General features: G+C 75.6%; 23 protein-coding genes. 10 read left to right on the top strand and 13 right to left on the bottom strand.

All coding sequences use genetic code 11. From position 1 onward, the window contains the following. Positions 1-144 precede the first annotated feature (144 nt). Complete coding sequence (locus tag QBL21_RS15305) at positions 145-1,329, top strand: saccharopine dehydrogenase family protein (protein ID WP_407562736.1); 1,185 nt, start codon at positions 145-147, stop codon at positions 1,327-1,329. A 232-nt stretch (positions 1,330-1,561) separates the two neighbouring features. Here QBL21_RS15305 and QBL21_RS15300 read toward each other — a convergent pair whose 3' ends face one another. The 3 genes from QBL21_RS15300 to QBL21_RS15290 all read right to left on the bottom strand — a co-directional run bounded on the left by QBL21_RS15300 (position 1,562) and on the right by QBL21_RS15290 (position 6,975). Continuing rightward, positions 1,562-4,948 (bottom strand): hypothetical protein, encoded by a 3,387-nt coding sequence (locus tag QBL21_RS15300; protein WP_407562735.1) that lies wholly within the window; start codon positions 4,946-4,948, stop codon positions 1,562-1,564. 72 nt (positions 4,949-5,020) lie between these two features. Next, on the bottom strand, positions 5,021-5,683 hold the full coding sequence (locus QBL21_RS15295) for a DsbA family protein (protein ID WP_407562734.1): 663 nt from the start codon (positions 5,681-5,683) through the stop codon (positions 5,021-5,023). Continuing rightward, entirely contained in the window at positions 5,683-6,975 is a 1,293-nt protein-coding gene (locus QBL21_RS15290) for a DUF4185 domain-containing protein (protein ID WP_407562733.1), read from the bottom strand. Before QBL21_RS15290 ends, QBL21_RS15295 begins: the two co-directional genes overlap by 1 nt. A 102-nt stretch (positions 6,976-7,077) precedes the next feature. Here QBL21_RS15290 and QBL21_RS15285 point away from each other — a divergent pair, with 102 nt between their 5' ends. The 3 genes from QBL21_RS15285 (at position 7,078) to QBL21_RS15275 (ending at position 9,207) form a co-directional block, all read left to right on the top strand. Next, the gene (locus tag QBL21_RS15285; protein ID WP_407566437.1) at positions 7,078-7,539 is read left to right on the top strand and encodes a hypothetical protein; all 462 of its coding nucleotides are present in this window, start codon (positions 7,078-7,080) and stop codon (positions 7,537-7,539) included. A 106-nt stretch (positions 7,540-7,645) separates the two neighbouring features. Further along, positions 7,646-8,131, top strand: a complete 486-nt coding sequence (locus tag QBL21_RS15280) for a hypothetical protein (protein WP_407562732.1) — start codon at positions 7,646-7,648, stop codon at positions 8,129-8,131. Positions 8,132-8,196: 65 nt separating this feature from the next. Next, entirely contained in the window at positions 8,197-9,207 is a 1,011-nt protein-coding gene (locus QBL21_RS15275) for a DUF3048 domain-containing protein (protein WP_407562731.1), read from the top strand. A 43-nt stretch (positions 9,208-9,250) separates the two neighbouring features. Here QBL21_RS15275 and QBL21_RS15270 read toward each other — a convergent pair whose 3' ends face one another. Continuing rightward, a complete protein-coding gene (locus tag QBL21_RS15270) occupies positions 9,251-10,264 on the bottom strand; it encodes a zinc-binding alcohol dehydrogenase family protein (RefSeq protein WP_407566436.1) in 1,014 nt (337 codons plus the stop codon). A gap of 241 nt (positions 10,265-10,505) precedes the next feature. On the opposite strand from QBL21_RS15270, the gene QBL21_RS15265 reads away from it, so the two are divergent. Further along, positions 10,506-11,051: a type 1 glutamine amidotransferase domain-containing protein gene (locus QBL21_RS15265; protein ID WP_407562730.1), complete on the top strand. Its 546-nt coding sequence runs from the start codon at positions 10,506-10,508 to the stop codon at positions 11,049-11,051. A 29-nt stretch (positions 11,052-11,080) separates the two neighbouring features. Here the strand turns inward: QBL21_RS15265 and QBL21_RS15260 are convergent, their stop codons facing one another. Together QBL21_RS15260 and QBL21_RS15255 are read right to left on the bottom strand one after the other, a co-directional pair. Beyond that, entirely contained in the window at positions 11,081-11,566 is a 486-nt protein-coding gene (locus QBL21_RS15260) for a DUF4442 domain-containing protein (protein WP_407562729.1), read from the bottom strand. A gap of 103 nt (positions 11,567-11,669) precedes the next feature. After that, positions 11,670-12,755, bottom strand: coding sequence for an ATP-dependent DNA ligase (locus tag QBL21_RS15255; RefSeq protein ID WP_407562728.1), 1,086 nt, complete (start codon positions 12,753-12,755; stop codon positions 11,670-11,672). A gap of 49 nt (positions 12,756-12,804) precedes the next feature. On the opposite strand from QBL21_RS15255, the gene ligD reads away from it, so the two are divergent. The 4 genes from ligD (at position 12,805) to QBL21_RS15235 (ending at position 15,710) form a co-directional block, all read left to right on the top strand. Further along, positions 12,805-13,815 carry a non-homologous end-joining DNA ligase gene (gene ligD / locus QBL21_RS15250; protein ID WP_407562727.1) on the top strand — a complete coding sequence of 337 codons (1,011 nt, stop codon included), beginning with the start codon at positions 12,805-12,807 and terminating at the stop codon, positions 13,813-13,815. A 141-nt stretch (positions 13,816-13,956) separates the two neighbouring features. Next, entirely contained in the window at positions 13,957-14,862 is a 906-nt protein-coding gene (locus QBL21_RS15245; protein WP_407562726.1) for a Gfo/Idh/MocA family protein, read from the top strand. A 400-nt stretch (positions 14,863-15,262) separates the two neighbouring features. Next, entirely contained in the window at positions 15,263-15,478 is a 216-nt protein-coding gene (locus tag QBL21_RS15240; RefSeq protein WP_407562725.1) for a hypothetical protein, read from the top strand. Between the two features lie 58 nt (positions 15,479-15,536). Further along, complete coding sequence (locus tag QBL21_RS15235; RefSeq protein WP_407562724.1) at positions 15,537-15,710, top strand: hydrophobic protein; 174 nt, start codon at positions 15,537-15,539, stop codon at positions 15,708-15,710. A gap of 100 nt (positions 15,711-15,810) precedes the next feature. Here QBL21_RS15235 and QBL21_RS15230 read toward each other — a convergent pair whose 3' ends face one another. Beyond that, complete coding sequence (locus QBL21_RS15230; RefSeq protein ID WP_407562723.1) at positions 15,811-16,668, bottom strand: phytanoyl-CoA dioxygenase family protein; 858 nt, start codon at positions 16,666-16,668, stop codon at positions 15,811-15,813. 241 nt (positions 16,669-16,909) lie between these two features. Between QBL21_RS15230 and QBL21_RS15225 the strand changes: the two genes are divergently transcribed. Beyond that, entirely contained in the window at positions 16,910-17,944 is a 1,035-nt protein-coding gene (locus QBL21_RS15225; RefSeq protein WP_407562722.1) for a hypothetical protein, read from the top strand. Positions 17,945-17,953: 9 nt separating this feature from the next. On the opposite strand, the gene QBL21_RS15220 is transcribed toward QBL21_RS15225, so the two are convergent. From QBL21_RS15220 to QBL21_RS15195, 6 genes are all read right to left on the bottom strand, one after another. Continuing rightward, entirely contained in the window at positions 17,954-19,123 is a 1,170-nt protein-coding gene (locus QBL21_RS15220) for a sensor histidine kinase (protein WP_407562721.1), read from the bottom strand. Then, positions 19,104-19,757 carry a response regulator transcription factor gene (locus QBL21_RS15215; protein WP_407562720.1) on the bottom strand — a complete coding sequence of 218 codons (654 nt, stop codon included), beginning with the start codon at positions 19,755-19,757 and terminating at the stop codon, positions 19,104-19,106. The genes QBL21_RS15220 and QBL21_RS15215 overlap by 20 nt, the downstream gene beginning before the upstream one ends. Positions 19,758-19,981: 224 nt before the next feature. Continuing rightward, the gene (locus QBL21_RS15210; RefSeq protein WP_407562719.1) at positions 19,982-21,238 is read right to left on the bottom strand and encodes an ABC transporter permease; all 1,257 of its coding nucleotides are present in this window, start codon (positions 21,236-21,238) and stop codon (positions 19,982-19,984) included. Continuing rightward, positions 21,235-21,963: an ABC transporter ATP-binding protein gene (locus QBL21_RS15205; protein ID WP_407562718.1), complete on the bottom strand. Its 729-nt coding sequence runs from the start codon at positions 21,961-21,963 to the stop codon at positions 21,235-21,237. The genes QBL21_RS15210 and QBL21_RS15205 overlap by 4 nt, the downstream gene beginning before the upstream one ends. Next, positions 21,960-23,321 (bottom strand): peptidoglycan-binding protein, encoded by a 1,362-nt coding sequence (locus QBL21_RS15200; RefSeq protein WP_407562717.1) that lies wholly within the window; start codon positions 23,319-23,321, stop codon positions 21,960-21,962. The genes QBL21_RS15205 and QBL21_RS15200 overlap by 4 nt, the downstream gene beginning before the upstream one ends. Then, positions 23,318-23,860, bottom strand: coding sequence for a hypothetical protein (locus tag QBL21_RS15195; protein ID WP_407562716.1), 543 nt, complete (start codon positions 23,858-23,860; stop codon positions 23,318-23,320). Before QBL21_RS15195 ends, QBL21_RS15200 begins: the two co-directional genes overlap by 4 nt. Between the last annotated feature and the right edge of the window lie 62 nt (positions 23,861-23,922).

The following is a 23,922-nucleotide window of genomic DNA, read 5'->3' as shown; positions in this document are numbered from 1 at the left end:
GGCACAAGGGCCGGACGGGTCCGCTCGGGTCGCACACCCGGCGCACGCCCGCCGACACACCGCGGCGGGAACCGCGGGCGCGGCGCGCGGACAGAATCCGCCTCCGCGTCGACGGAACGGCGCCGATGAACCACCCTGGGTGCCATGGCAGACGAGTCCCGACCGCACGACCTCATCCTCTTCGGCGCCACCGGCTTCGTCGGCGGCCTCACCGCCGAGTACCTGGCCCGCCACGCGCCGCCCGGCTGCCGCTGGGCGCTGGCCGGGCGCGACACCGGCAAGCTGGCGGACGTACGCGACCGGCTGGCCGCCATCCGGCCAAAGTGGGGCGACCTGACGCTGCTCACCGCGGACGCCACGGACCCGGCGGCGCTGCGCGGGCTGGCCGAGCAGACCCGGGTGGTGGCCACGACGGTCGGGCCGTACCTGCGCTACGGCGAGCCGCTGGCCGCCGCGTGCGCCGCCGCCGGGACGGACTACGCGGACCTGACCGGCGAGGCGGAGTTCGTCGACCGCGTGTACGTACGCCACCACGAGCGGGCCCGCGAGACCGGGGCCCGGCTGGTGCACGCCTGCGGGTTCGACTGCACGCCCTTCGACCTCGGTGTCCGCTACACCGTCGAGCAGTTGCCGGAGGACGTGCCCCTGCGGATCGACGGCTTCCTGCGCGCCGCCGGCCGGATCTCCGGCGGAACGCTTGCCTCCGCGCTCGGGGTCGTCTCGCGGCCCGTGCCGATGGCGCGCGCGGCGCGGGCCCGCCGCAAGGCCGAGCCGCGGGTGACGGGGCGGCGGGTGCGGGCGCCGCTGGGCGCGCCGACGCGCAGCGGCGCGCTGCGCACCTGGGGACTGCCGATGCCGACGCTGGAGTCGCAGGTGGTGGCGCGGTCGGCCGCCGCGCTGGAGCGCTACGGGCCCGACTTCCGCTACCGCCACTACGCCGCCGTCAAGCGGCTGCCCGTCGCCGCGGGCACCGTGCTGGGCGCCGGGGCCTTCGCCGCGGCGGCGCAACTGCCGCCGCTGCGCAAGGCGATGACCTCCCGGCTGGCGCCGGGCACCGGGCCGAGCGAGGAGCGGCGGGCGCGCAGTTGGTTCTCCGCGCGCTTCGTGGGCACGGGCGGCGACCGGGGGGTGGTGACGGAGGTCAGCGGCGGCGACCCGGCGTACGACGAGACGGCGAAGATCCTCGCGGAGGCCGCGATGTGCCTGGCGTACGACCCGCTGCCGGAGACGTCGGGGCAGGTCACGACCGCGCAGGCGATGGGCGAGGCGCTGACCGAGCGGCTGGTGGCGGCCGGGATGGGCTTCCGGGTACGGCGCACGTCGCCGTAGCGCGAAAGGCGGGCCCGCGCGTGGCGGTGCACGGGCCGCCGCCGCGCCGGGTGCGCGGCCCCGGACGGCGGCGCGTGCCCGCCCGGGGTGGGGCGCCGCGGCATCCCCGCGTCCGGCCGGTACGAGCCGACCGCCGCGGTCCGCACCACCCGCTTGACCGCCGCCCGGCGGCCGGACGCCCCGGCTCCGCCCGGTCGCCCGTACGGACCGGCCGGCCCCCGGTCCGTACGCCCTACTCCTCCGCCGTGCTCACCTCCAGCGCCGCGTCCCGCACCTCGCGCCGCGGATGCGCGCGCAGGGTCCGCAGCGTGGCGCGCCAGGGCTCCGGCCAGCCCGCGCGCTCCCCGGTGGCCCTCGTGAGGGCGACCGCGAACAGGCCCTCCGCGTGCCCGCCCGCCGCCGCCAGCGCGCGGGCCGTCTCCGCCCGGGCGTCCGGCGCGCCCGGCCGGGCGGCCCGGTCCAGCCGGTGGCGCAGCGTGTTGGCCGTGGCCTCGGCGAGCACCGGGCGCCCCTCGTGCAACGCCGCGAGATCCCGCAGCGCCGCCGTCAGCTCCGCCGCCCCGGCCTCCAGGTCGACGGCCGACGTCCGCAGCTCCGCCGCCTGCGGCACGAAGTCGTCGTCCGCGGCGAGCACGTCGGCGAACGCGTGCAGGGTGGGCCGCAGCAGGGCGCGGAGGCCCGGCGCCCGGATGGTCAGCCGCCGCACGAGGGACACCAGCCGCCGGCGCGCGGGCAGGTCGCGGTCCGGCTCCGCGTCCGGCTGGCCGGGGGCGCGGATGCGGAGTTCACGCGCGGCGCGTACGACGGGCTCGCGCGCCGGGTCGTCCGCGGGAGCGTTGGTGGCCAGGGCGACGAGGGCGTGGGCCGCGGGCTCCCACGTGCCCCGGTTGCCGAGGTCGGTGACCACCGCGCACAGCACGTCCGCCGCGGTCGGCGACCACGGCGCCCAGACGGCGAGGCCGGTGTACGCGGCCCAGGCGAGCTGCGGGTCGTCGGTGCGGCTCGCGGCCTCCACCAGGCGCGCGTACCGCGGCCGGTGCTCCTCGCGCAGGTCGGCCGGCTGCGGCCGGAGCAGTTCGAGCCGCACCTGGGGGTCGTCGGCCGCGGCGGTCTCCAGCATCCGCCAGACCTCCGGCCTGCCGAGCAGCCCGCCGGCGAACGCCACGCACGCGGCGCGCACGTCGCGGTGCTGCTCCGGCAGCTCGTACGCGCCGACCACCAGCGCCGCCGCGCGCTCGGCCGGCAGCCGGGTGGCGGCGACGCGGACGGCCTCCTTGCGGCTGGTGACCTTCGCCCCGGCCGCGGATCCGTCCGGGCCGGGCAGCAGCAGCGGGCGCAGGGCCGCCTCGACGCGCGAGGGCGCCGCGTGCCGGGTGGCCCGGGTGGCGGCGTACACCGCGACGCGGGCGCGGTCGCCGCCGGCGTGGGCGAGCAGCAGCGGCAGCGCTTCCTCGGGCCGGTCGGTCCACACCAGGGCGGCGAGCGCGGCCTCGGCGAAGGCGACGTCCTCCGAGCCGGTGTAGCGGAAGACGACGTCGAGGCCGTGGCCGGGTATGCGCGCGGCTTCGGCCAGCGCACGCACGCGCGCGTGCAGCGGGAGCCCGGCGTCGGCCGCGGCCCGGGCCAGCAGCCGGGCGGCGGCGGCCTGCTGGGCGGGCGTCCAGCGCTCCGGCGTGACGACGGGCGGGGTCCAAGGGGTGCCCGGCGTCAGGAACCGGCCCCACGGCGGGGTGTCGCCGAGGACGGTACCCAGCAGGTCGGTACGGGTGCGGGCGAGGACCCCGTACACCGGCGGGAGCACCGCCGCGGACGGCTCCAGCGCCAGCAGCCGGCCAACCCGCGCGTCGCGGCCCACGCGCGGCTGGAGCCACAGCGACACGGCGGTGCGCACGGTCGTGTCGTTGCCGAACTGCACGGCCTGCCACAGGTATTCCTGAAGCTTCGGCATCCCCCAGGCGCGCCGCCCGAGCGCCCGCGCGAGCGCGAACGTCAGCCCGTGGTCGATCTTGTCCGCGCCCGCCTCCAGCCACGGTTCGAGGGCGTCGAAGACGTCGTGCTCCTGGCCGCGGCGCAGCGAGGTGTCCAGCCGGCCGAGGTCGGCGCCGCCGGTGTGGCCGGTGAGCCGGGTGATCGTCCGCAGCGAGAAGCTCACCAGCTCGCGCCGCCCGCCAGCGGCGTGTTCGCGCAGCAGCGCGACGGCCAGGCCGCGCAGCGCCCCGCGGGTGGCCGGGGAGGAGTCGCGGGCGGCGATCGCGTCGGCGGCGATGGAGTGGAGGTGGTCGGCGGCGTCGGCGGTGAAGAGCGCGGGGTGGGTCTCGGCGAGCTGCCGCAGGGCGGCGGAGCGCACCGGGTCCTGGTCGTTGCGCAGCCGCTCGGCCAGCAGCCGGACGGCGCTGGTGACGTCCTCGGGGTGGCCGGAGCGGGCGGCGTTGTCGACGAGCAGGCGGTACGCCTCGGCGCGCTCGTCGGCGTCGGAGCGGCGCAGCGCGGCGAGCAGTTCGCCGCGGGCCTCGGCGACGGGCAGGCAGGCCACCGCGCGCAGCACCACCGACCGGTGCGCGTCGCGCTCGCGGGCCTGCGCCGCCATGCGGCGCGCCTCCGCCGCCCGGCGCGCCCGGGGCAGCGCGTCGAGCAGGGTGGGCGGGAAGTCGTCGTGGGCGGTGTCCCGTTCGGCCATGGCGGCGTCGAAGAGCGCCTCGCGGCCGGACGGGGCGGTGCGGCGCAGCAGGTCGGTGAGCGAGGAGGTGTTCTCCTGCCACAGCCGGGCGAGTTCGGGCAGTTCGGGCGGCGCGGCGGCGACGAGCCGCCGCAGCACGGTGCGTGGGAGCCGGGTCGCCGCGGTCCCCCGGCGCCGCTCCGGGGAGAGCAGCAGGCGCAGGGTGCGGCCGGGGTCCGCGGCCACGAGGCGGTTCAGCCGCTCGTGCACGAGCGGCTGGAGCCCGCCGTGGCAGTACCGCTCCAGCAGTTCCAGCAGGCGGTCCGGGACGCGGTCGGCGAGCGGCGCGACGACGTCGGAGTACCGGACCCACCACGCCGCCCGGCCGCCGGGCGCCAGCAGCCCCAACTGCCGCTCCGCCTCGTCCAGTACGGCCCCCGGGTGCCGGCCGGCGAGGGTGGCGGGGCCGCTGAGCGCGGGCCAGAGCGCCGGCAGCAGGCGGCGTACGGTCTCCTCCGTACAGGCGGGCAGCAGCCGCGCGGCGTCGGCGTCGCCCCACTGCTCGCCGACGGGCCCGACCAGCGCCTCGGCGACGGCGGTGCGCCGGCCGCGGACCACGGCGCGGGTGAGCTGCCTGCGCACGACGGCGGGGGCGTCGTCGAAGGCGGCGACGACCGCGTCGTCGGGCAGCAGCCCGCGCCGTACGGCCTTGACGGCCTGGGCCCGCACCCCGGGGTCGGGGTCGGCGAGCCGGGCGGCGAGGAAGCCGGTGTCGCACCCGACGCGGGCGGCGAACGCCGCGAGCCGGCGGCCGTGGGCGCCGTGCCCCTCCAGCCCGTCGAGGAGCGCGGCCAGTTCGCCGCGCCCGGCGGCCTGCCGGGCGGCGCCGGCCAGCTCGCGCAGGCGCTGCGGGTACGGCAGGGGTTCGAGGGCGCGGATGAGGTCGTCGGCGTGAGGCTGCATGGGACGGCATTGTTCCGTGCCGGGCCGGCACCCGGGCGCCTATCCCCTTGTACGGGCCGGGGGGGGCGGCCGTCAGGCCAAGGAGGGCGTCTCGTCGGTGCGGGTGCGCTTGATCTCGTACAGCCCGGGCACCGCGCCCAGCGTCAGCAGCCCGTCCCACAGCCGCAGCGCGTCCGCGCCGCGCGGCGCGGGCGAGACGACGGGGCCGAAGAACGCGAAGCGGTCGCCGCCGGGCGGGGTGACCGCGAGGACCGGGCTGCCGACGTCCGTGCCGACCAGCGCGATGCCCTCGGCGTGCGAGGCGCGTACCGCCGGGTCGTACGTCTCCGACTCCGCCGCCGCGGCCAGTTGGGCGGGGAGCCCGGCGTCGTCGAGCGCGCGGGCCAGGCCGTCCCACTCGCCGCGCTCGTGCAGCCGCACTGCCAGCGCCGCGTAGTACCGGCCGAGGGCCTCCGTACCGTGGTGCTCCGCGACGGCGGCGCAGACCCGCACCGGCTGCCGCAGATAGGCGCCCCACTCCCCCTCGGGATCCTCGGGGTTGACCTCCCGGCCCTCGTTGAGGACTTCGAGGCTCATGACCCGCCAGCGCACCCGGATGCCGGCGAGCCGGCGCACCTCCCGCAGCCAGCGCGCCGTCGTCCAGGTCCAGGGGCACAGGGGGTCGAACCAGAAGTCGGCCGCGGCGGTGCCTTCTTCGTGCTCGCAGGCGCCGGGGCCGGCCGCGTCGTCCGTCATCACTCCACCGTATCGAGGTGCAGGCGTACGAACCGCGGGCGGTACAGGGCGACGTTGCGGTGCACGTGGGCCGAGACGGTGTCGGCGTTGGCGTCCAGCCAGTTGACGTCGTAGCCGAGCAGCAGCCCGTCGCCGGAGCCGACGCCGGGATGCGCCTGCGGGTTGTACGCGGCGGCGCCGGAGCCCCCGGCCGCGTCCTCGGGCAGCGGCGCGGTGAACGCCTTGTCCGGCCCGTGCCACGGGCCTTCGGGCCGGCACGCCCAGTAGGAGGCGACGGTCGTCAGCCCGCTTCCGCGGGGCCCGCCGGCGTCCATCGTGAACAGCACCCAGGTGTCGCCCCGGCGCACCACGCTGAACGCGCTGCCGACGCCCTTGCGTCCGCCGTCGCCCAGCACCGGCTCGGAGCGGGCCGCGTCCCGGCCCCAGCGCTCGCCGTCCCAGAACCGCCACGCCGAGCGGTCCGCGAGCCGCCCGGCGGGTACGCGCGCGAGGTGCGCGCGGGAGCTGCGCTCGGCCTGCTCGGGGGTGCGGCCGTCGGTGCCGCCCCACACGTACGTCCAGCCGCCGCGGCTGACGGCCGCCGCACCGTAGACGAGGCGGTCGGCCGGGTCGGCGACCCGCGACTGGTCGTCGACCTGGGCGATGCCCTCCAGCCGCAGGTCCGGCAGCGAGAACGTGGCGACCTCGGTGGCCAGCGGCACGCCGTAGATCCACGGCTGCTGTGCCTCCTGCCGGTGCCACAGCAGCACCCGCAGGACCTGCTCGGACGAGCCGGGCGCGCGCGGCTCCACCACGGCGTGCACCGGCCAGCGCCACTGCCGCACCGGGGCTCCGGGCTCGGGGAAGAGCGAGGCGGGTGCGCCGGGGGCGCCGCCCAGGAGGGTGCGTTCGAGGCGGCCGTCCTGGGACATGACCAGGGCGGCGTTGCGGGTCCAGGCGGGCGTGCCCAGGGAGGTGTCGCGCCAGGCGTGCTGCTGGCCCTGCCGGTTGGGCGGCGGCTGCACCTGGCCGAGGTACGGGTCGGAGACCAGCCACAGGGTGCGGCCGTCGGGCAGCCGGACGGAGTGGTTGCCGTCGCCGCCGGTCCAGTCGTCGGTGCGGGCGGCGTCGTTGCCGTAGCGCTCGAACTCGTCCGTCGTCGCGGTGTCGGCGGTCCAGCCGGAGACGGCGAGCCCGGTGCAGGCGCCGGCCCCGTCGTCGGCTCCGTCGTCGTCGGTGAGCACGACGACGAGGCCCACGACGAGCAGCAGGGCCAGGGCGATCCCCGCACCGGCGGTCTGGCGTCGATCCATCGGGGCACGGTAACGGGCGGGGCCGGTGATCCGTAAGGCACCCGGTGGGACGCGGCCCTCGGCCGCCCGTAGGCTGGCGGCGTGGCGAAGCGAGACCTTGCGGTGTTCGACCTGGACGGCACCCTCACCGACACCCGGCACCGGCTGCACCACGTCGCGTCCTCCCCCAAGGACTGGGACGCCTTCTTCTCCGCGGCCACCCTCGACCCGCCGCTGCCCGAAGGCGTGGCGCTGGCCCTCGAATGGGCCGCGACCTGCGAGGTCTGCTACGTGACCGGCCGCCCGGAGCGCACCCGCAGGGACACCGTGGCCTGGCTCGCCGCGCACGGCCTGCCCGAGGGCCCGCTGTGGATGCGCCGCGCGGGAGACCGGCGGCCCGCGCGGGTGGCGAAGCCGGAGCTGCTGCGCCGGGTGGCCCGCGGGCGCACGGTGGCGGTGGTCGTGGACGACGACGAGCCGGTCTGCGCGGCGTACGAGAAGGCCGGCTTCCCGGTCGTACGGGCGGACTGGATGCCGCCCGCCGAGACGCTGCGCACGGCGCAGGAGGACGAGGGCCGCACCTAGCACCCCGCGTGCCGTCCCCGGCAGAGGGCGGCAACGCCCGCGGATCCCGGGCGGGATCGCGGCCCGCCCCTCCCGCCCCGCGGCCGGAGGACTACCCTCGGCGCACATGACCTCCCGCGACGACACCGACATCGACGACACGGGCCTCGACGAGACCGAAAAGACCGGTAAGGCCGGGAAAATCGGAAAGGCCGGAAAGGCCGGAGACAGCGCGGCAACCGGCAGAGGCGCGGCCGGCCGGACCGGCACCGACGCGGGCGACCCCCACACGCCCGGCGCCGGTGACCCGGGCGGCCCGGAGGGCCTGCTCGACGGCGAGGAGGACGAGGAGCCGCCGCCGCCCCGGCTGACCCCGCGCCAGGCACGCCGGGTCCGGGCGCTGACCTCCGCCGGCGTGATGGTGGCCGTGGGGGTGGCCATGGTGGTGCAGTTCCGCAGGGAGCCGTCGCTGCTGACGTTCGCGCTCTACGGGGGCGCGCTCATCCTGTCCGGCACCGCGATCATGCTCAGCCGCGCGGGCCGTACCCGGGTCGCGATGGCGGTGCTGGTCGCCGGCTTCGCGTTCGTCGTCGCCGATCAGCTCCTGCGCTAGCACCGCCGCGGTAGCGGGCGGCGGGGGCGGGTAGGTCACCGGTAGTACGCCGAGTGGGGGGTTCGTTGAACAAGAAGCACACGGCCGCCGCGGCAGCGGTCCTGGTACCCGCGGTCGCCGTCACCGCGGTCCTGCTCGCCCGGCCGCACGGCGGCACCGACGAGCCGGCGCACCGCCCGCCCGCCCGCTCCTCCCCCGCCTCCCCTTCCGCGTCCGGCTCCCCCTCGCCCACGCCGGCGGACGAAGCGCCCGCGCCCGAGGGCCCGGTGCTGGGCGTGAAGCTGGACAACGCCGCCGCCGCCCGGCCGCACACCGGTCTGGAGCAGGCCGACGTCGTGCACGTGGAGCGGGTCGAGGCCGGCATCAGCCGCTTCCTCGCGATCTACGCCTCCGGCCTCCCGGACGTCGTCGGGCCGGTGCGCAGCGCCCGCGAGACGGACCTGGAGCTGCTGGCGCAGTACGACGACCCCGTGCTCGCGTACTCCGGCGCGCAGGGCAAGCTCAAGCCGCACATCAACCGCGCCCCGCTGCGCCCGGTGCCGCCCGAGCAACTGCCCGGCGCGTACTTCCGCGGCACCGACCGGCCCCTCCCGCACAACCTCTACCTGCGCCCCGAGCGCGTCACCGACGCCGCGCCCGAACTCGCCGGCATGGACGCCGCGTCGCTCTACGAGACCGGCGAGGCCCCGGCCGGCGGCCGGAGGACCGCCGAGCGCACGGTGGAGATGCCGGCCGCGAGCTTCACCTTCGACTGGTCGGCGCAGCGGCGCGGTTGGGAGGTCACCATGGACGGCACGCCGGCCACCAGCGGCGGCGAGCGCCTCGCGACGCCGACGGTGGTGCTCCAGGAGACGACGATCCGCAAGGGCGCGTTCGGCGACCGGTGGGGCAACAACTCGCCGTTCACCGAGACCGTCGGCTCCGGCGACGCCACGGTGCTGCGGGACGGCCGGGCGTACGCGGCGGAGTGGGACCGGCCGACGGAGTCGGACCGCACGGTCTTCACGACGCCGGACGGCGAGGCGATGCCGCTGGCGAAGGGGCAGGTGTGGGTGGTGTACGTGCCGCGCGGCTGACCGCGCCGCGGGGCGCGGGGCGCGGGGCATGTTGTACGCGCCCTCAACCCGCCGCCGTGTCCACCTCCGTGTCCGCCTCCGCCCGCAGCACCGCCGCGCCCCTGACGCGCCCCGCCGCGAGGTCGTCCAGGGCGGCGTCCGCCCGGTCGAAGGGGTACGGGGTCACGGTCGCGCGGACGCCGTGCGCGGTCGCGGCGGCGAGGAAGTCCCGGCCGTCCGCGCGGGTGTTGGCGGTGACGCTGCGCAGCACGCGCTCGCGGAACAGGTGCCGGTCGTACGACAGCTCCGGGATCGCGGTGAGGTGGATGCCCGCGACGCTGAGCGTGCCGCCCGCGTCGAGCGCCGCCAGCGCGACCGGCACCAGCTCGCCGGCGGGCGCGAACAGCACCGCCGAGTCGAACGGCTCCGCCGCCGGCTCGTCGACGCCAGCGGCCGTCGCGGCGCCCAGCTCCAGCGCGAGCCGCTGCGCCGCCCGGGAGCGGGTGCGCACATGCACCTCGGCGCCCTGGGCGACGGCGAGCTGGGCGGTCAGGTGCGCGGAGCCGCCGAAGCCGTATATGCCGAGCCGGCCGCCTTCGGGCAGGTCGGCGAGCCGCAGCGCGCGGTAGCCGATGATCCCGGCGCACAGCAGCGGCGCCAGGTCCTCGGCGGCGGGCTCCCTGGGCAGCGCGTACGCGTACGGGGCGGGCACGAGGGCGTACTCGGCGTAGCCGCCGTCCGCGTCCCAGCCGGTGTAGCGCGACTCGGGGCACAGGTTCTCCCGGCCCCGCTCGCACCAGCGGCACCGGCCGCAGGTGTGGCGCAGCCAGGGGATGCCGACGCGGGACCCGATGCGCCGCTCGGCGGCGGCGCCGGCCGCGACCACCTCGCCGACCGCCTCATGGCCGGGCACGACCGGCGTCCTGTGCGGCGGGAGGTCGTGGTCGCGTACGTGCAGGTCCGTACGGCAGACCCCGCACGCCTGCACCCGGACCAGCAGGTCACCGGGGCCGGGCACGGGCACCGGCAGCTCCACCGGCTCCAGCCGGCCCTTCGCGGTGACGGCCCAGGCCCGCATGACCGTCGGCAGCGTCGCTCCCATGCCCCCATCCTCGCGGCCCCCGGCCGCCCCGGTCCACGACGCGCCGGGCGGCGCGCTCCCGTGCGACCTCGGGTGCCCCGGCCCTCGGCGCGCGGAGTGTTCGATCACGCCGCGCCGGGTACCCGCAGGTCACGCCCCCGGAAGGACACCGGAGGTGATCATCGGCTGTGCGCACCGTCAGCGGTGAACACCATGATCGTCGAAAGGAGGTGCGCGTATGCGCATCGCATTTCTCGTCGCCCCCGAGGGGGTCGAACAGGTCGAGCTGACCGAGCCGTGGCAGGCCGTCGTGGAAGCCGGGCACACCCCCCGGCTGGTCTCCACCGGGCCGGGCCGGGTGCAGGCGTTCGACCACCTGGACAAGGCGGACACCTTCGAGGTCGACCAGGCCGTCGCCGACGCCACGACCGCCGAGTACGAGGCGCTCGTGCTGCCGGGCGGCGTCGCCAACCCCGACTTCCTGCGGACGGACGCGGATGCCGTGTCCTTCGCCAGGGAGTTCTTCCAGGCCGGCAAGCCGGTCGCGGCGATCTGCCACGCGCCGTGGCTGCTGGTCGAGGCGGACGTCGTCCGCGGGCGCACGCTCACCTCGTGGCCGAGCCTGCACACGGACATCCGCAACGCCGGCGGCACCTGGGTCGACACCCAGGTGCAGATCTGCGGCGACGGACCCAACACGCTGATCACCAGCCGCAAGCCGGACGACCTGAAGGCGTTCGGCGAGGCGTTCCTGACGGAGTTCGACAGGGCCGCGCAGAGCTGAGCCGGGCGCAGCGGCCGGGCCCGGCGGCGTCAGCGGCGGGGGCGCAGGGCCGCGGTGCGTGTGACGCGGCGGACGCTCCACTCGAAGCCGCCGCGGCACACCACCGTGTGCCGCTCGTCGGTCACGACGCCCTGGGTGCTGATGCGGGCGCGGTCCGCGGTGCCGGCGAGGACGGGGCGCAGCACCTGGACGGCCGACGAGCTGAGCTTGCAGGAGGCGATGAGCCGGCCGCGGGCGGGCGCCAGGTACTCGAACGAGGCGGAGGCGCCGAGCGGCAGCACGCCGTCCAGCTCGCCGGGCGTGTCGCCGGCGGAGAGGATCGCGGCCAGTGCGGCGGCGTCGACGAGGGTGGCGAGGCCGCCGGAGTGCAGTGAGCCGATGACGTTCCCGAGCACGCCGGGGGCCTCGACCGAGACCTCGGCGGCGCCGTCGACGGCCCGCAGCACCGTGAGGCCGGCCGTGCGGTGGGCGGGAACCGGCTCTAACAGCGAGCGCGCCAGGGTGGTGGCATCCATGGAGACATGGTGCCGGGGGCCGGCGAAGGCGGCGGGTCCGGGAGGCCAACTCCGGCTGACCGAACGGTTCCGTCCAGCCGCTCCGGCGCCGGCCGCGGCCCGCTCACTTTGTCGGGCGGGCGGTCAGCACCTCGTGCAGGTCGTACTTCACCGGCTCCTCCAACTGCTCGTACGTGCAGCTCTCCGGCGTGCGGTCCGGGCGCCAGCGGCGGAACTGGGCGGTGTGCCGGAAGCGGGCCCCGTTCTCCATGTGGTCGTACGCCACCTCCAGCACCCGCTCCGGCCGCAGCGGCACCCACGACAGGTCCTTCTGCCCGCTCCACCGGCTCGGCGCCCCCGGCAGCCGCGCCGACTCGTGCGCGTCCTCCTTGGTCCAGTCGGCCCACGGGTGCCGCGCCTGCTCCTCGGGGGCGTCCATCCGCAGCGGCGCCAGCTCCTCGACCAGCTCGGCCCGCCGCTTCATCGAGAACGCCGCGCACACCCCCACGTGCTGGAGCACGCCCTTGTCGTCGTTGATGCCGAGCAGCAGGGAGCCGACGACGGGCCCCGACTTGTGCCAGCGGAAGCCCGCGAGCACCACGTCGGCCGTGCGTTCGTGCTTGACCTTCACGAGCACCCGCTCGTTCTGCCGGTACGGCAGCCCGGTCGGCTTGGCGATTATCCCGTCGAGCCCGGCGCCCTCGTACTGCTCGAACCACTGCTCGGCAACCGCCAGGTCCAGCGTCGCGGGCGCGATGTGCACCGGCGCCTCGGCGTCGGCCAGGGCGCGCAGCAGTGCCTCGCGCCGCCCGGACTGCGGGGTGTCCAGCAGCGAGTCGTCGCCGAGTGCCAGCAGGTCGAACGCGACGAAGCTCGCCGGCGTCTGCTCGGCGAGCATCCGCACCCGGGAGTCGGCGGGGTGGATGCGCTCGGTGAGGGCGTCGAAGTCCAGCCGGTCGCCGCGGACGATGACGATCTCGCCGTCCACCACGCACCGCTCGGGCAGGTTGGCCTTCAGCGCCTCCACCAGCTCCGGGAAGTAGCGCGTCAGCGGCTTGCCGGTGCGGCTGCCGACCTCGACCTCGTCGCCGTCGCGGAAGACGATGGCGCGGAAGCCGTCCCACTTCGCCTCGTAGAGCATCCCGGGCGGGAGCTTCTTCTGCGGCTTGGCGAGCATCGGCTTCACGGGGGGCATCACCGGCAGATCCATGTGCGCAACGGTAAGGCGAGATTCGGACATCCGCTTTACCGTTGCGCACATGGGTGCAGCGATTCAGCTCCAGGCGGGCGACAGAACCGTGCGGCTGTCCAGCCCGGACCGGGTCTTCTTCCCGGCGAAGGGCTACACGAAGCTCGACCTCGCGCGGTACTACGTCGCCGTCGGCGACGGCATCGTACGGGCTCTGCGGGACCGGCCGACGACCCTGGAGCGCTACCCCGAGGGGATAAGCGGCGAGTCGTTCTTCCAGAAGCGCGCGCCGAAGAACACACCCGACTGGATCCCCACCGCCCGCATCACCTTCCCCAGCGGGCGGTACGCGGACGAGATGTGCCCCACCGAGCCGGCGGCGGTCGTCTGGGCGGCCCAGTACGGCACGCTGACGTTCCACCCCTGGCCGGTGCGGCGCGGCGACACCGAGCACCCGGACGAGCTGCGCATCGACCTCGACCCGCAGCCCGGCACGGACTACGACGACGCCGTGCGCGCCGCGCACGGGATGCGCGCCGTCCTCGGCGAGCACGGGCTCACCGGCTGGCCGAAGACCTCCGGCGGGCGGGGGATGCACCTGTTCGTGCCGATCGCGCCGCGCTGGACGTTCGTGCAGGTGCGCCGCGCGGTGATCGCCGCCGGGCGGGAGCTGGAGCGGCGGATGCCGGAGCAGGTCACCACCGCGTGGTGGAAGGAGGAGCGCGGCGAGAAGGTCTTCGTGGACTACAACCAGATGGCCCGCGACCGCACCATCGCCTCCGCCTACTCCGTGCGGCCGCACCCGAACGCGCCCGTCTCCGCGCCGCTGCGCTGGGAGGAGGTGGACGACGCCGAGCCGGACGACTTCGATCTGGTCACCATGCCGAAACGCTTCGCCGAGGTCGGCGACGTGCACGCGGACATGGACGACCACGCCTTCGACATCACCTCGCTGCTGGAGCTGTCCGAGCGGCAGGAACAGGACCACGGCCAGGGCGACATGCCCTATCCGCCGGACCACCCGAAGATGGCGGGCGAGCCGAAGCGGGTGCAGCCCAGCCGGGCGCGCCCGGAGGAGTGACCGCGGCAGGGACCCCGCGGGTGAAACGGCGCGGGTGAGACGGCGCGGGTGAGACGGCCCGGGCGGCGCGGCCGGCCCCCCGGGCGGCGGGAGCACGGGCCGACCGGCCTGCGGCGCAGGCGGTGATCGTAGACTCGGCGCATGCGATTCGGACTTCTCGGCACCGGCCCCTGGGCCGAGCGCGCACACGGCCCCGGGATTCAGGCACACCCGCGGGCGGAGATCGCCGGAGTGTGGGGCCGGCGCCCGGACGCGGCCGGCGCGGTCGCCGACCGCCTCGCCACCCGCGCGTACGACGACGTGGACGCCCTCCTCGCCGACTGCGACGCGGTCGCCGTGGCGCTGCCGCCGGACGTGCAGGCGCCACTGGCGGAGCGCGCCGCCGCGGCGGGCTGCCATCTGCTCCTGGACAAGCCCGTGGCCACCGACGTGGCCGCCGCCGGGCGGGTGGTGGACGCGGTGGAGCGCGCCGGGGTGGCCTCCGTGGTCTTCTTCACGCTGCGCTTTCGCGAGGAGACCGCCGGCTGGCTGACCGAGCGGGCCGGCGAGGAGGGCTGGCTGCTGGGCCGGGCCGACTGGCTCTCGCCCGTCTTCGCCGGCGCCGACACCCCGTACGCGGCCTCGCCCTGGCGCGGCGAGAAGGGCGCGCTGTGGGACGTCGGGCCGCACGCGCTGTCGATGCTGCTGCCGGTCCTCGGCGACGTGGACCCGGCGGTGCCCGGCGCCGTCACGTCCGCGCGCGGCCCGGGCGACACCGTGCACCTCACGCTGCGGCACGCCTCCGGCGCGTCCAGCACGTGCACGCTCAGCCACACCGTCCCGCCGCAGGCGGCCGGCGTCACCGTGCAGCTGCACGGCACGCCGGGGGTGCAGACGCTGCCGCAGCGGGACGACGACGGGCCCGTGCCGGCTTTCGTACGGGCCGTGGACGCGCTGCTGGCGGCGGCCGAGAGCGGCCGGCCGGACCCCCGTGACGTCCACCTCGGGCTGCGCGTGACCGAGATCCTCGCGGCGGCCGAGGAGCGGCTGGCGCCCGCGGGCGGCTGATCCCCCCGCTGATTTCTCCGCCGTCGGCACACCCCTTCTTTCGCGGCCCCCGGCCCGCGCGTCCGGACGTCCGGCGCGCGGGCCGCCGCGTTCTCCTGGCCGCCGAGCGCCGCGCACCGCCGCACCGCGCGGACGCCATGACGTGGCTCACTCCGCAGGCCGTCACGGGCGCGCGCCCGTCCATATGGCACGACTCGGGACACCGGGCGGACCGGGCTCCGGGACCGAGGAGGAATCTTGCGCGTTCTCGTGGCAGGAGCGACCGGAGCCATCGGCACCCCCTGGTGCCGCTGCTCACCTCGGTGGGGCACGAGGTGGTGGCCCTGGCCCGGTCGGCGGACCGGGCGGGGGCCAGGACCCCGAATCTGTACGACGCCGCCCTGGCCGCCGGCGCCGGGCGGTGATCGCGTTCCTGTGCGGGCTCGTCGCCCGCTACCCGCTCACGGGCGCGCGCGTCGTCGACGCCAACGGCGCACCGGCGCTGTCGGTCAGCGTGGACGGCGCGGGCCAGGTGGTGAGCCTGGACGTCCACGACGGGCGGATCCACGGCATCTTCGCGGTGCTGAATCCGAACAAGCTAGGGCGAATGCAGGCGAAGTCAGGCAACGGGGCCTGACAAGGGGCGGCGTGTAGTCCCCGGCACTCGGGGAACCCGGCCTGCGGAGGTGACGAGGATGCTTCTCATCCTGCTGGTACTGCTGCTGGCGCTGCTTCTGTTCGGCGCGGGCTTCGCGGTCAAGGCCCTGTGGTGGATCGCGGTGGCCGTGCTCGTGGTGTGGCTTCTGGGCTTCGTGATGCGCTCCACGCCTGCGGGCGGCGGCCGGCGCTCACGCTGGTACCGCTGGTAGCCGTCGCGGCAAGGCCCCCTGGGGCCCCGCGACTTCGTACCGAGGAGGGCCGTGGCCCCCGCCGGAAAGGCGGGGGCCACGGCTTGTCTCTCCGGCTCCGTCAGGACCCGCCGCGGGCCTCGGCGGCGGTACGGGCCTCGGGCACGGCGCCCAGCAGGCGCAGCCGGTCCAGCGCGGTCTGCCGCGAGGCGATCCCCGCGGCCCCGGCCGCCCACTCGTCCCACTCCGGCCAGCGCACGCGGTCGAAGTCGCCGTCCTCGTAGTCGTCCTCGGCGAGCAACTCCCCCACCACGCGCATACCCTCGGCGTCACCGAGACCGGGCCACCCCAGGTACTCGGTGCGCCACGCGAGCCGGTTCCCGCCGCCCACCGAGCGGTGCAGCAGGTGGACGTCGAAGGCGAGCACGTCGCCCGGCTCCGTCGGCAGCACGGTCTCCGGCACGGGCCAGCCCGGGAACCCCTGGTTCGCGGGGTCGAGATCGCGGTACGCGGCCAGCCGGCGGGCGTACGCCGGGTCGTGCGACCCGGGCAGCACCCGCAGCGCGCCGGTCGGCGCGGTACGGGTCTCCAGATGGGCCAGGAACGTCACCCCGGGCACGTCCGGGCCGACGTCCGTGTGCCAGCCGGCGTTGCCGGTGAAGCACACCGCGCTGGGCACGGTCGGCACGGTCATCCGCCCGCACAGCTCGGCGGAGCCCTGGAACAGCCGCGGGTCGTCGGCGATCAGCGACTGGCTGAAGGGCGTCCGGTCGGCGGCCAGCGGCAGGTAGTCGCCGCGGATGCCGCCCTCGTCGTACGGGTCGGCGTCGGTGCCGAGGCCGCCGTAGGCGTCGGTGAGGCCGGCGGTCACCTCGGCGGTGAGCCGGGCGGTCTCCGCGCGGCCGAGCAGGCCGCGCAGCACCACGTACCCGAAGGCGCGGAAGTGCTGGATCTGCTGGTGGCTGAACAACGACGTCACGACGTCGTCTCCTCTCGTCTCGATGGCAGGTCGTCTCGCGCATCGGACGGGAGGCGGGCCACGGGCCCGTCAGTGTCAAACGAATCCGGTCGGCATGGCCCCACCCTAACCACGCGGCACCGCCGTCCGCCACGGCGTTCGTCCGCACCGGTGTTCGGGGGTCGGCGCACGGGCACTCCGGGGCCAGTGCTTAGACTCGCCCCCGACCACTGATCTTGACCGCATCGGGGGGTTTGCGCCCATGGGCACGACCAAGACCGCCATATCCACCGCCGCCACAGGACTGGCCGCTCTTCTGCTGGCCACGGCGTGCAGCGGGGGCTCGGACGACGACGCGGACGGCCCACGCGACGAGAAGGCGAAGCCCCGCCCGGTGATCAGCGAGGCCCAGGCCCGCAAGGTGCTGGAGAGCTACGTCGAGGCCAACAACGCCGCCAACGCCGAACTGGACCGCAAGGCGCTCGGCGAGGTCGAGGGCGGCGCGCTGTTCCAGCAGAGCCAGGCGCAGTACCGGCAGTTCCCGACGTACGAGAAGAAGTACCAGAAGCTCTACAAGAAGCCGTTCCGCTACCTCGCCGACAAGGCCGAGTACTACATCCCCGCCGACGGGGACTGGTACATGGTCGACGCCCCCGTGGAGGGCCCCGGCTACGACGAGGGCGACCGCAGCCTGCTGGTCTTCGAGCGCGCCGGCGGCGACACCTGGAAGAACGTCGCCTCGGTCGGCATCCAGGGCCGGGTCCCCGAGGTCGCGCGCGGTGCCGGCGGGCTGCCGACCGTGCTGGCCGCCGACGCCGAGGTCGGCACCACCGAACTCGGCGGCCTCGACGACGCGGTCAACGACCTCTACGTCTCGGGCGGCAAGAAGGACGGCAAGCTCCTCGCGGACAGCGAGGTGCGCAAGAACATGGTCAAGGACCACACCACCCGCCGGGACTGGATCAGGCCCGAGCACGACGGCTACTTCGAGACCGAGTTCGAGTCACTGAACCGCAAGTGGGACGACGCGTACGAGCCCGCCTTCCCCGACATCTACGCGCTGCGCACGGCCGACGGCGGCGCGCTGACCGTCTTCAACTCCTACGACGCGCGGGTGGACTTCGCGACCCGGCCGGGCTTCCACATCGTCCCGGGGGACGCCACCAAGCTGTACGTCACGGAGGAGGAGCCGATGGGCGTGCGCGAGTACTACGCCGTGCAGAACGCGGCGCACGTGCCCGGCGACGGCAAGGTCAAGCAACTCGGCGGCGAGGTGGAGATGATCGGCGCGAGCTGACGGGGCGGCTCACCAGTCCGCCGGGTCCGGCGGCGGGAACTCCACCGTGACCGCGAGGCCCCCCTCGGGGCCCGGCACCGTGGTCACCTCCGCGCGGTGCGCCGCGGCGACGGCGGCGACGATGGACAGCCCCAGGCCGTAGCCGCCGCCGGCCGCCCGCGGCTGGAGCCGCTGGAACGGCTCGTACAGGTCGGGGATGCGCTCCGCGGGGATCCGCGGGCCGCTGTTGACGACGCGCAGCATCGGATAGCCCGTCTCCTGCACGCCCGTGGCCACCCGCACCCAGCCGCCGGCCGGGGTGTAACGCAGCGCGTTCTCGACCAGGTTGCCGATCAGCCGCGCCATCAGCCGCTCGTCGCCCGAGGTGACCGCGGGGCGCAGCGAGGCGTGCACGTCCAGCTCGCCCGGCGCGGTACGGGTGCGGTCGTGCAGCACCTCGCGGGCGACGCGGGCGAGGTCGACGGGCTCGCTGACCACCAGCCCGCTCTGGCTGCCGGCCAGCGTCAGCAGCGCCTCGATCAGCCGCTCCTGCTCCTCCCCCGACGCGACGACCCGCTCGCACACGGCGCGCAGCGACGCCGCGTCCGCGCCCGGGCGGGAGAGCGCGACCTCGACCATCGCACGCTGGAGCGTCAGCGGGGTGCGCAGCTCGTGGGAGGCGTTGGCGACGAACCGGCGCTGCGCCTCGAACGCGGAGTCCAGCCGGGACAGCAGGCCGTCGAAGGTGTCGCCGAGGTCCTTCAGCTCGTCGTCGGGGCCCGCTATGGCCAGCCGCGCGTGCAGGTTGTGCTCGGAGATCCGGCGGGCCCGGCCCGCCATGATCCGTACGGGCCGCAGCACCCGGCCGGCCATCACCCAGCCCAGGGCCACGGACACGGCGGTCATCAGGGCGAGCGCGATGCCGGACTGCGCGAGCAGGGCCTGGAGGGCGGCCTCGTGGCGTTCGGTGGCCACGTGCCGGATGTCCGGGTCGCCCTGGCCGCTGCCGCCGACGGAGTCGAACCTGACGAGGACGCCCTTGGTGGCGTTGCCGCGGGCGACGAGGGCGTACGTGATGGCGAGCAGCGCGACGCCGGAGACGAGGAACAGCGCGCCGTACAGCACCGTCAGCCGGAGCCTGACGGTCCAGCGGACCCGGCGGCCGGCACGGCGGGCCCGCTCAGATCCGGTATCCGGCATGGGGGACGGTCTCGATCACCGGCGGGTCGCCGAGCTTGCGGCGCAGCCTGCTGACGGTGACCTTCACGGCGTTGGTGAACGGGTCCGCGGCGCCGTCCCAGGCCCGTTCGAGGAGTTCCTCGGCGGAGACCACCGCGCCCTGCGCGGACAGCAGCAGTTCCAGCACCGCGAGTTCCTTGCGCGACAGGTCCAGCCGGCGGCCGCCGCGGCTGGCGAGGTGCTGCGCGGGGACGAGGGTCAGGTCGCCGCGGGTCAGGACCGGCGGGACGGCGTTCGACGGGCGCCGGCCCAGCGCCCGGATCCGGGCGATCAGCTCGGCGAACGCGAAGGGTTTGGTCAGGTAGTCGTCGGCGCCGAGGCCGAGGCCGTCGACGCGGTCGGCGACGGTGGTGGAGGCGGTGAGCATCAGCACCCGGGTGCTGCTGCCGTGCCTGGTCAGCGCGCGGCACACCTCGTCGCCGTGCAGCCGGGGCAGGTCGCGGTCCAGGACGATCACGTCGTACTCGTCGGCCGTGGCGCGGTCTATGGCCTCCTGGCCGTCGTACGCGAGGTCCGTGTCCATGCCGTCCTCGCGCAGCCCGGTGGCGACGGTCTCGGCAAGCTCCCGGTGATCCTCCACGATGAGCACACGCATGCCGTCAGCGTGCCGGAGACCGCGTAAGCCCCTGGTAACAGCCCAGGTGACAGGGCTGTTGCGGGGGCGGCAGGGCAAGAGAGGGCCGAAGGGGGGCCGGGCGGAGCGGAGCCCCCGCTGCTCGGGGGACAGCAGGGGCACCGCGGTCTGCGGGACATCTCTGCGTATCGGTGCACCCGTGCCGGCTCCCCCGAGCCGACTCCCCCGTGCGGTGCACCGGTACGTCAGGTGGTGGCCAGCGCCTCCGTGGGCGGCAGCCGGGCGGCGCGCACCGCCGGGTAGAACCCGGCGAGGCCGCCGATAAGGAGCGTCGCGCCGATGCCGCCGGCCATCGCCCATATCGGCACCACCGTCGCCCAGTCCTGGGACGTGGCGTAGCCGACGGTCACGCCGATGCCCAGCACCACGCCGCCGAGCCCGCCGAGCGCGGACAGCAGCAGCGCCTCGCAGAGGAACTGGCTGCGGATCTGGCCGCGGGTGGCGCCGAGCGAGCGGCGCAGGCCGATCTCGGAGCGGCGTTCGAGCACGGAGATGACCATGGTGTTGGCCACGCCCACGCCGCCGACGATCAGCGCCACCCCGCCGAGCCCCAGCAGCAGGCCGCTGAGCGTCTCGTCGGTGGCCTCCTTGGCCGCCAGCGCGTCGGAGGGGCGGGAGACGGTGGCCTCGTTGGGGTTCTCCGGGTTGGCGGTGGCGCCGAGGACGGACTGCACGTCCGCGACGGCGGATTCCGCGCTGCGGGTGTAGATCGTCGTGGGGTTGCCCGCGAAGCCCAGTTCGTCCTCGGCGACGTCCCAGCCGACCAGCGCGGCCGAGTCCAGCTCGGGCACCAGCTCGTTGTACGCCGTGATGCCCACGACCGTGAACCACCTGCCGCCCAGCCACACCTGCGAGTCGGGGCCCGACTCGTAGATCCCGAGCTGCTCGGCGGCCTTGGGGCCGAGGACGACCGCGGGGTAGCGGCTGGTCGCCCCGTTCAGCCAGCGGCCGTCGGTGACCGTCAGCCCGACGGACTCCGGTAGGTCGAGACGGGCCGCGCTGACGCTCAGGCCGCCGGTCTGCTCCTCGGGGATCCGGTCGTTGCGGAAGATGCTCGCGTCGGTGCGGCCGACGGCGGAGACGTTCTCGACCTCCGGGATGGCCCCGATCATGCTGACCGACTCCTCCGGCAGGCTGGCCTCGGTGCCCGAGAACGACTGTCCGGGGGTGACGGTGAGCAGGTTGGTGCCCAGCGCGTTCAGCCGGCGGTCCAGGTCCTCCGTGGAGGAGGTGGAGATGCCGACGACGCCGATCATCGCGGCGATGCCGATGGCGATGCCGAGCGCCGAGAGGAACACCCGCATGGGCCGCGACCGCAGCCCCGAGCCCCCGACCCGCAGCACGTCCGCCGGGGTCATCCGGGCGGGCTTCGGCGCGGTGGGCGGCGGCGGTGCGGACGGCTGCGCGCGGTCGATCTCCCTGGTCGCCTGCGGCGCGGTCATCGGGCGGCCTCCTCGGGGAGCCGGGCGGCCGGGAGAGCGGCGCCGGGTGCGGAGTCGTGCTCGATGCTGCCGTCCTTGAGGCGGACTTCGCGGGGCAGGGAGCCGGCGATGTCGCGGTCGTGAGTGATGACGACGACGGTGGTGCCGGCCTCGTGGAGCTGGTGCAGCAGCTCCATCACGACCGCCCCGGAGCGGGAGTCGAGCGCGCCGGTGGGCTCGTCGGCGAGGAGCAGGGGCGGGTCGCCGAGGACCGCGCGGGCGATGGCGACGCGCTGCTTCTCGCCGCCGGAGAGCTGGTGCGGCTCGTGGTAGAGGCGGTGGCCCAGGCCGACGCGGCGCATGGCCCGCTCGGCGAGGCGGCGCCGCTCGGCGCGGGTCCGGCCGCTGTAGAGCAGCCCGTCGGCGACGTTGTCCAGCGCCGGGACGCCGGGCGCGAGGTGGAACTGCTGGAAGACGAAGCCGATGGTGCCCGCCCGCAGGGCCGACAGCTCGCGGTCGCTGAGGCAGTCGATGTCGTGCCCGTCGATGCGGACGGTGCCCGCGGAGGGGCGGTCGAGCGTCCCCATGATGTTGAGCATGGTGGACTTGCCCGAGCCGGACGGGCCGACGACGGCCAGCAGCTCGCCGCGCCGGATGACGACGTCGGCGGAGCGGAGCGCGGCGACGTCCCCGTAGGTCTTGGTGACCCCGGTCAGCTCGACCACCGGATGGGACAGGACGGTCACCTCGGAACCCCCACGGACATGCCTTCTTCGATGCCGTCGCCGGTGACCTCGACCAGCCCGTTGGCGAACATGCCCAGCTCGACGGGCACCGACTCGGTGCTCCCGCCGGCGGTCACCTTCTGCACCGCGTACCCGCCGCCCTGCCGGGCGACGAGCGCGTTCACGGGCACCGCGAGCACGTTCTCGCGGGTGTCCGCCTTGAGCACCACGTCGACGGGCGCGGCCTGGTAGCGGCCGAGCTTGTCCTGCTCCCCGACCTCCAACTGGAGCGGCAGGGTGGACTCCTGCTCCTCCTCGCCCCCGGCGCCGGCGCCGCCGGAAGCGGAGCCCTCGGCGGTGGGCGGGGTGCCGATGTCGGTCACCCTGCCGGCCACGGTGGTGCCGTTGGGCAGCTCGACATCGGCCTTGGTGCCGACCCGTACGAGGTCCTCGAACTGCGCGTCCAGCTCCACCGAGACGACCCGCTCGGTGCCGGTCCAGTCGAGGATCGCCCCTTCGGCCTTGGCACCGGGCCATATCTGGAGGGCGGCGACGCGCCGGGCGCTCTCGGCGGTGACGGCGTCGCCGGCCTCGACGACGCCGGTCTCCTCCCGGCCCGTGTCCTCCTGCCAGTCGGACACCGCGTCCGCGGTGTCCGAGCTGTACGTCTCGTCGACGGTGAACCCGGTGTAGCCGAGCTTGTCGAGGTTGCGTTCGAGCATCTCGACGTCGCCGCCCTCGCTGCCGTCCGACAGCGTGCGGTACAGCGGGGTGTCGCCGTAGAACAGCGGGACCTTCTCGCCGTCCACGCTGTACACGGTGTCGCCGCGCTTGATCGTGGAGCCCTCGTTGGGCATCCAGGTGACGATGCCGGCGCCCTCGGCGGCGGTGCCGCCGGAGTCCTGCGCGGTTCCGCCGCCCTGGGCGGGCTGGCCCGCGTCCGCGCCGCCGCCGGCCGCGCCGATGGCCTGGACCGTGGACACGTCGCCGTATCCGAGGGTGCCGTCGACCGTCTCGCTGCTGGTGAGCGTCGACCGCTTCACCTGGGCCGTGGCGGCGGGGCCCGACGGGCCGGCGGCGGGCTCCTCGGAGTCCTCGCCGCCGAGTGCGCCGGTGGCGGCGAGCCCCGCCGCCGCGGCGACGCCGATCGCGATCACCACGATCAGCGCCATCCGCAGCTTGCGGCTCTTGCGCGCCGGCTCGGTGCCGCCCGGCGCGCCGTCGCCGCCGGGCGGCGGGGCGGCGGTGGCGAGTTCACCGCCGGACCCGCCGGCTTCGGACTCGCCGCCCGCGGTGAGCGGCCCGGGCGAACGGACTTCGAGCGCGCCCGGTGGCCGTTCCCGCAGGTTCAGCTCCTCCGTCTCCTCACGGCTCGTCACTGCGGGCCCCCGCCGATCCGCATGCCGCCGCCGGGGTACTTGTCCTGGCATGCCTGCCGGGCCGGCTCGAACGTCGTCGGGTCGGCGGCACCCATGTCCACGACCATGCTGTTCCCCTCGATCTCCGGGTCGGGGAAGTCGGGCACGCCGTTCTGCCGGATGCACTCCGCCCACTCCGCGACCTTCTCGGAGTCGAGCGGCTCGCCGCCGTTGGGGCCGCCCTGGCGCTGCGGCTGCTTGTCGCGGCAGGCTTCCTCCGCGGACTTGAACTCGGCGGAGTTCGGGTCGAATCCGCCCTGGTTGAACATGACGCCGCCGGTGTCCTGAACCGGGTCCTTGAACTCCGGTACTCCGTTGTCACGCATGCACTGCGCGTACTCGACCGCCTGGTCGAACGGGCCGTTCGGCGAGGCGGACGTGCCGCCGTCGGAGGAGGCGGCCTCGGAATCGTCGGAACACCCCGCCAGCGCAAAGGTGACGACCAGAGCGGACGAGGCGAGCAGGGTCTGCGCGAATGCGCGTTTGCGTGTGGTGAACATGGGCCCAAGTTCTACGCGAGCCGCGGTCACAGGGCGGATACAGAACGCCGCCGGCGAAGGTC

The organism is Streptomyces sp. 184 (assembly GCF_045781775.1).
In the GTDB taxonomy this organism is placed as follows: Bacteria; Actinomycetota; Actinomycetes; order Streptomycetales; family Streptomycetaceae; genus Streptomyces.
Note: the sequence above shows the minus strand (reverse complement) of the source record. Positions and strands in the feature narration are given on the sequence as shown.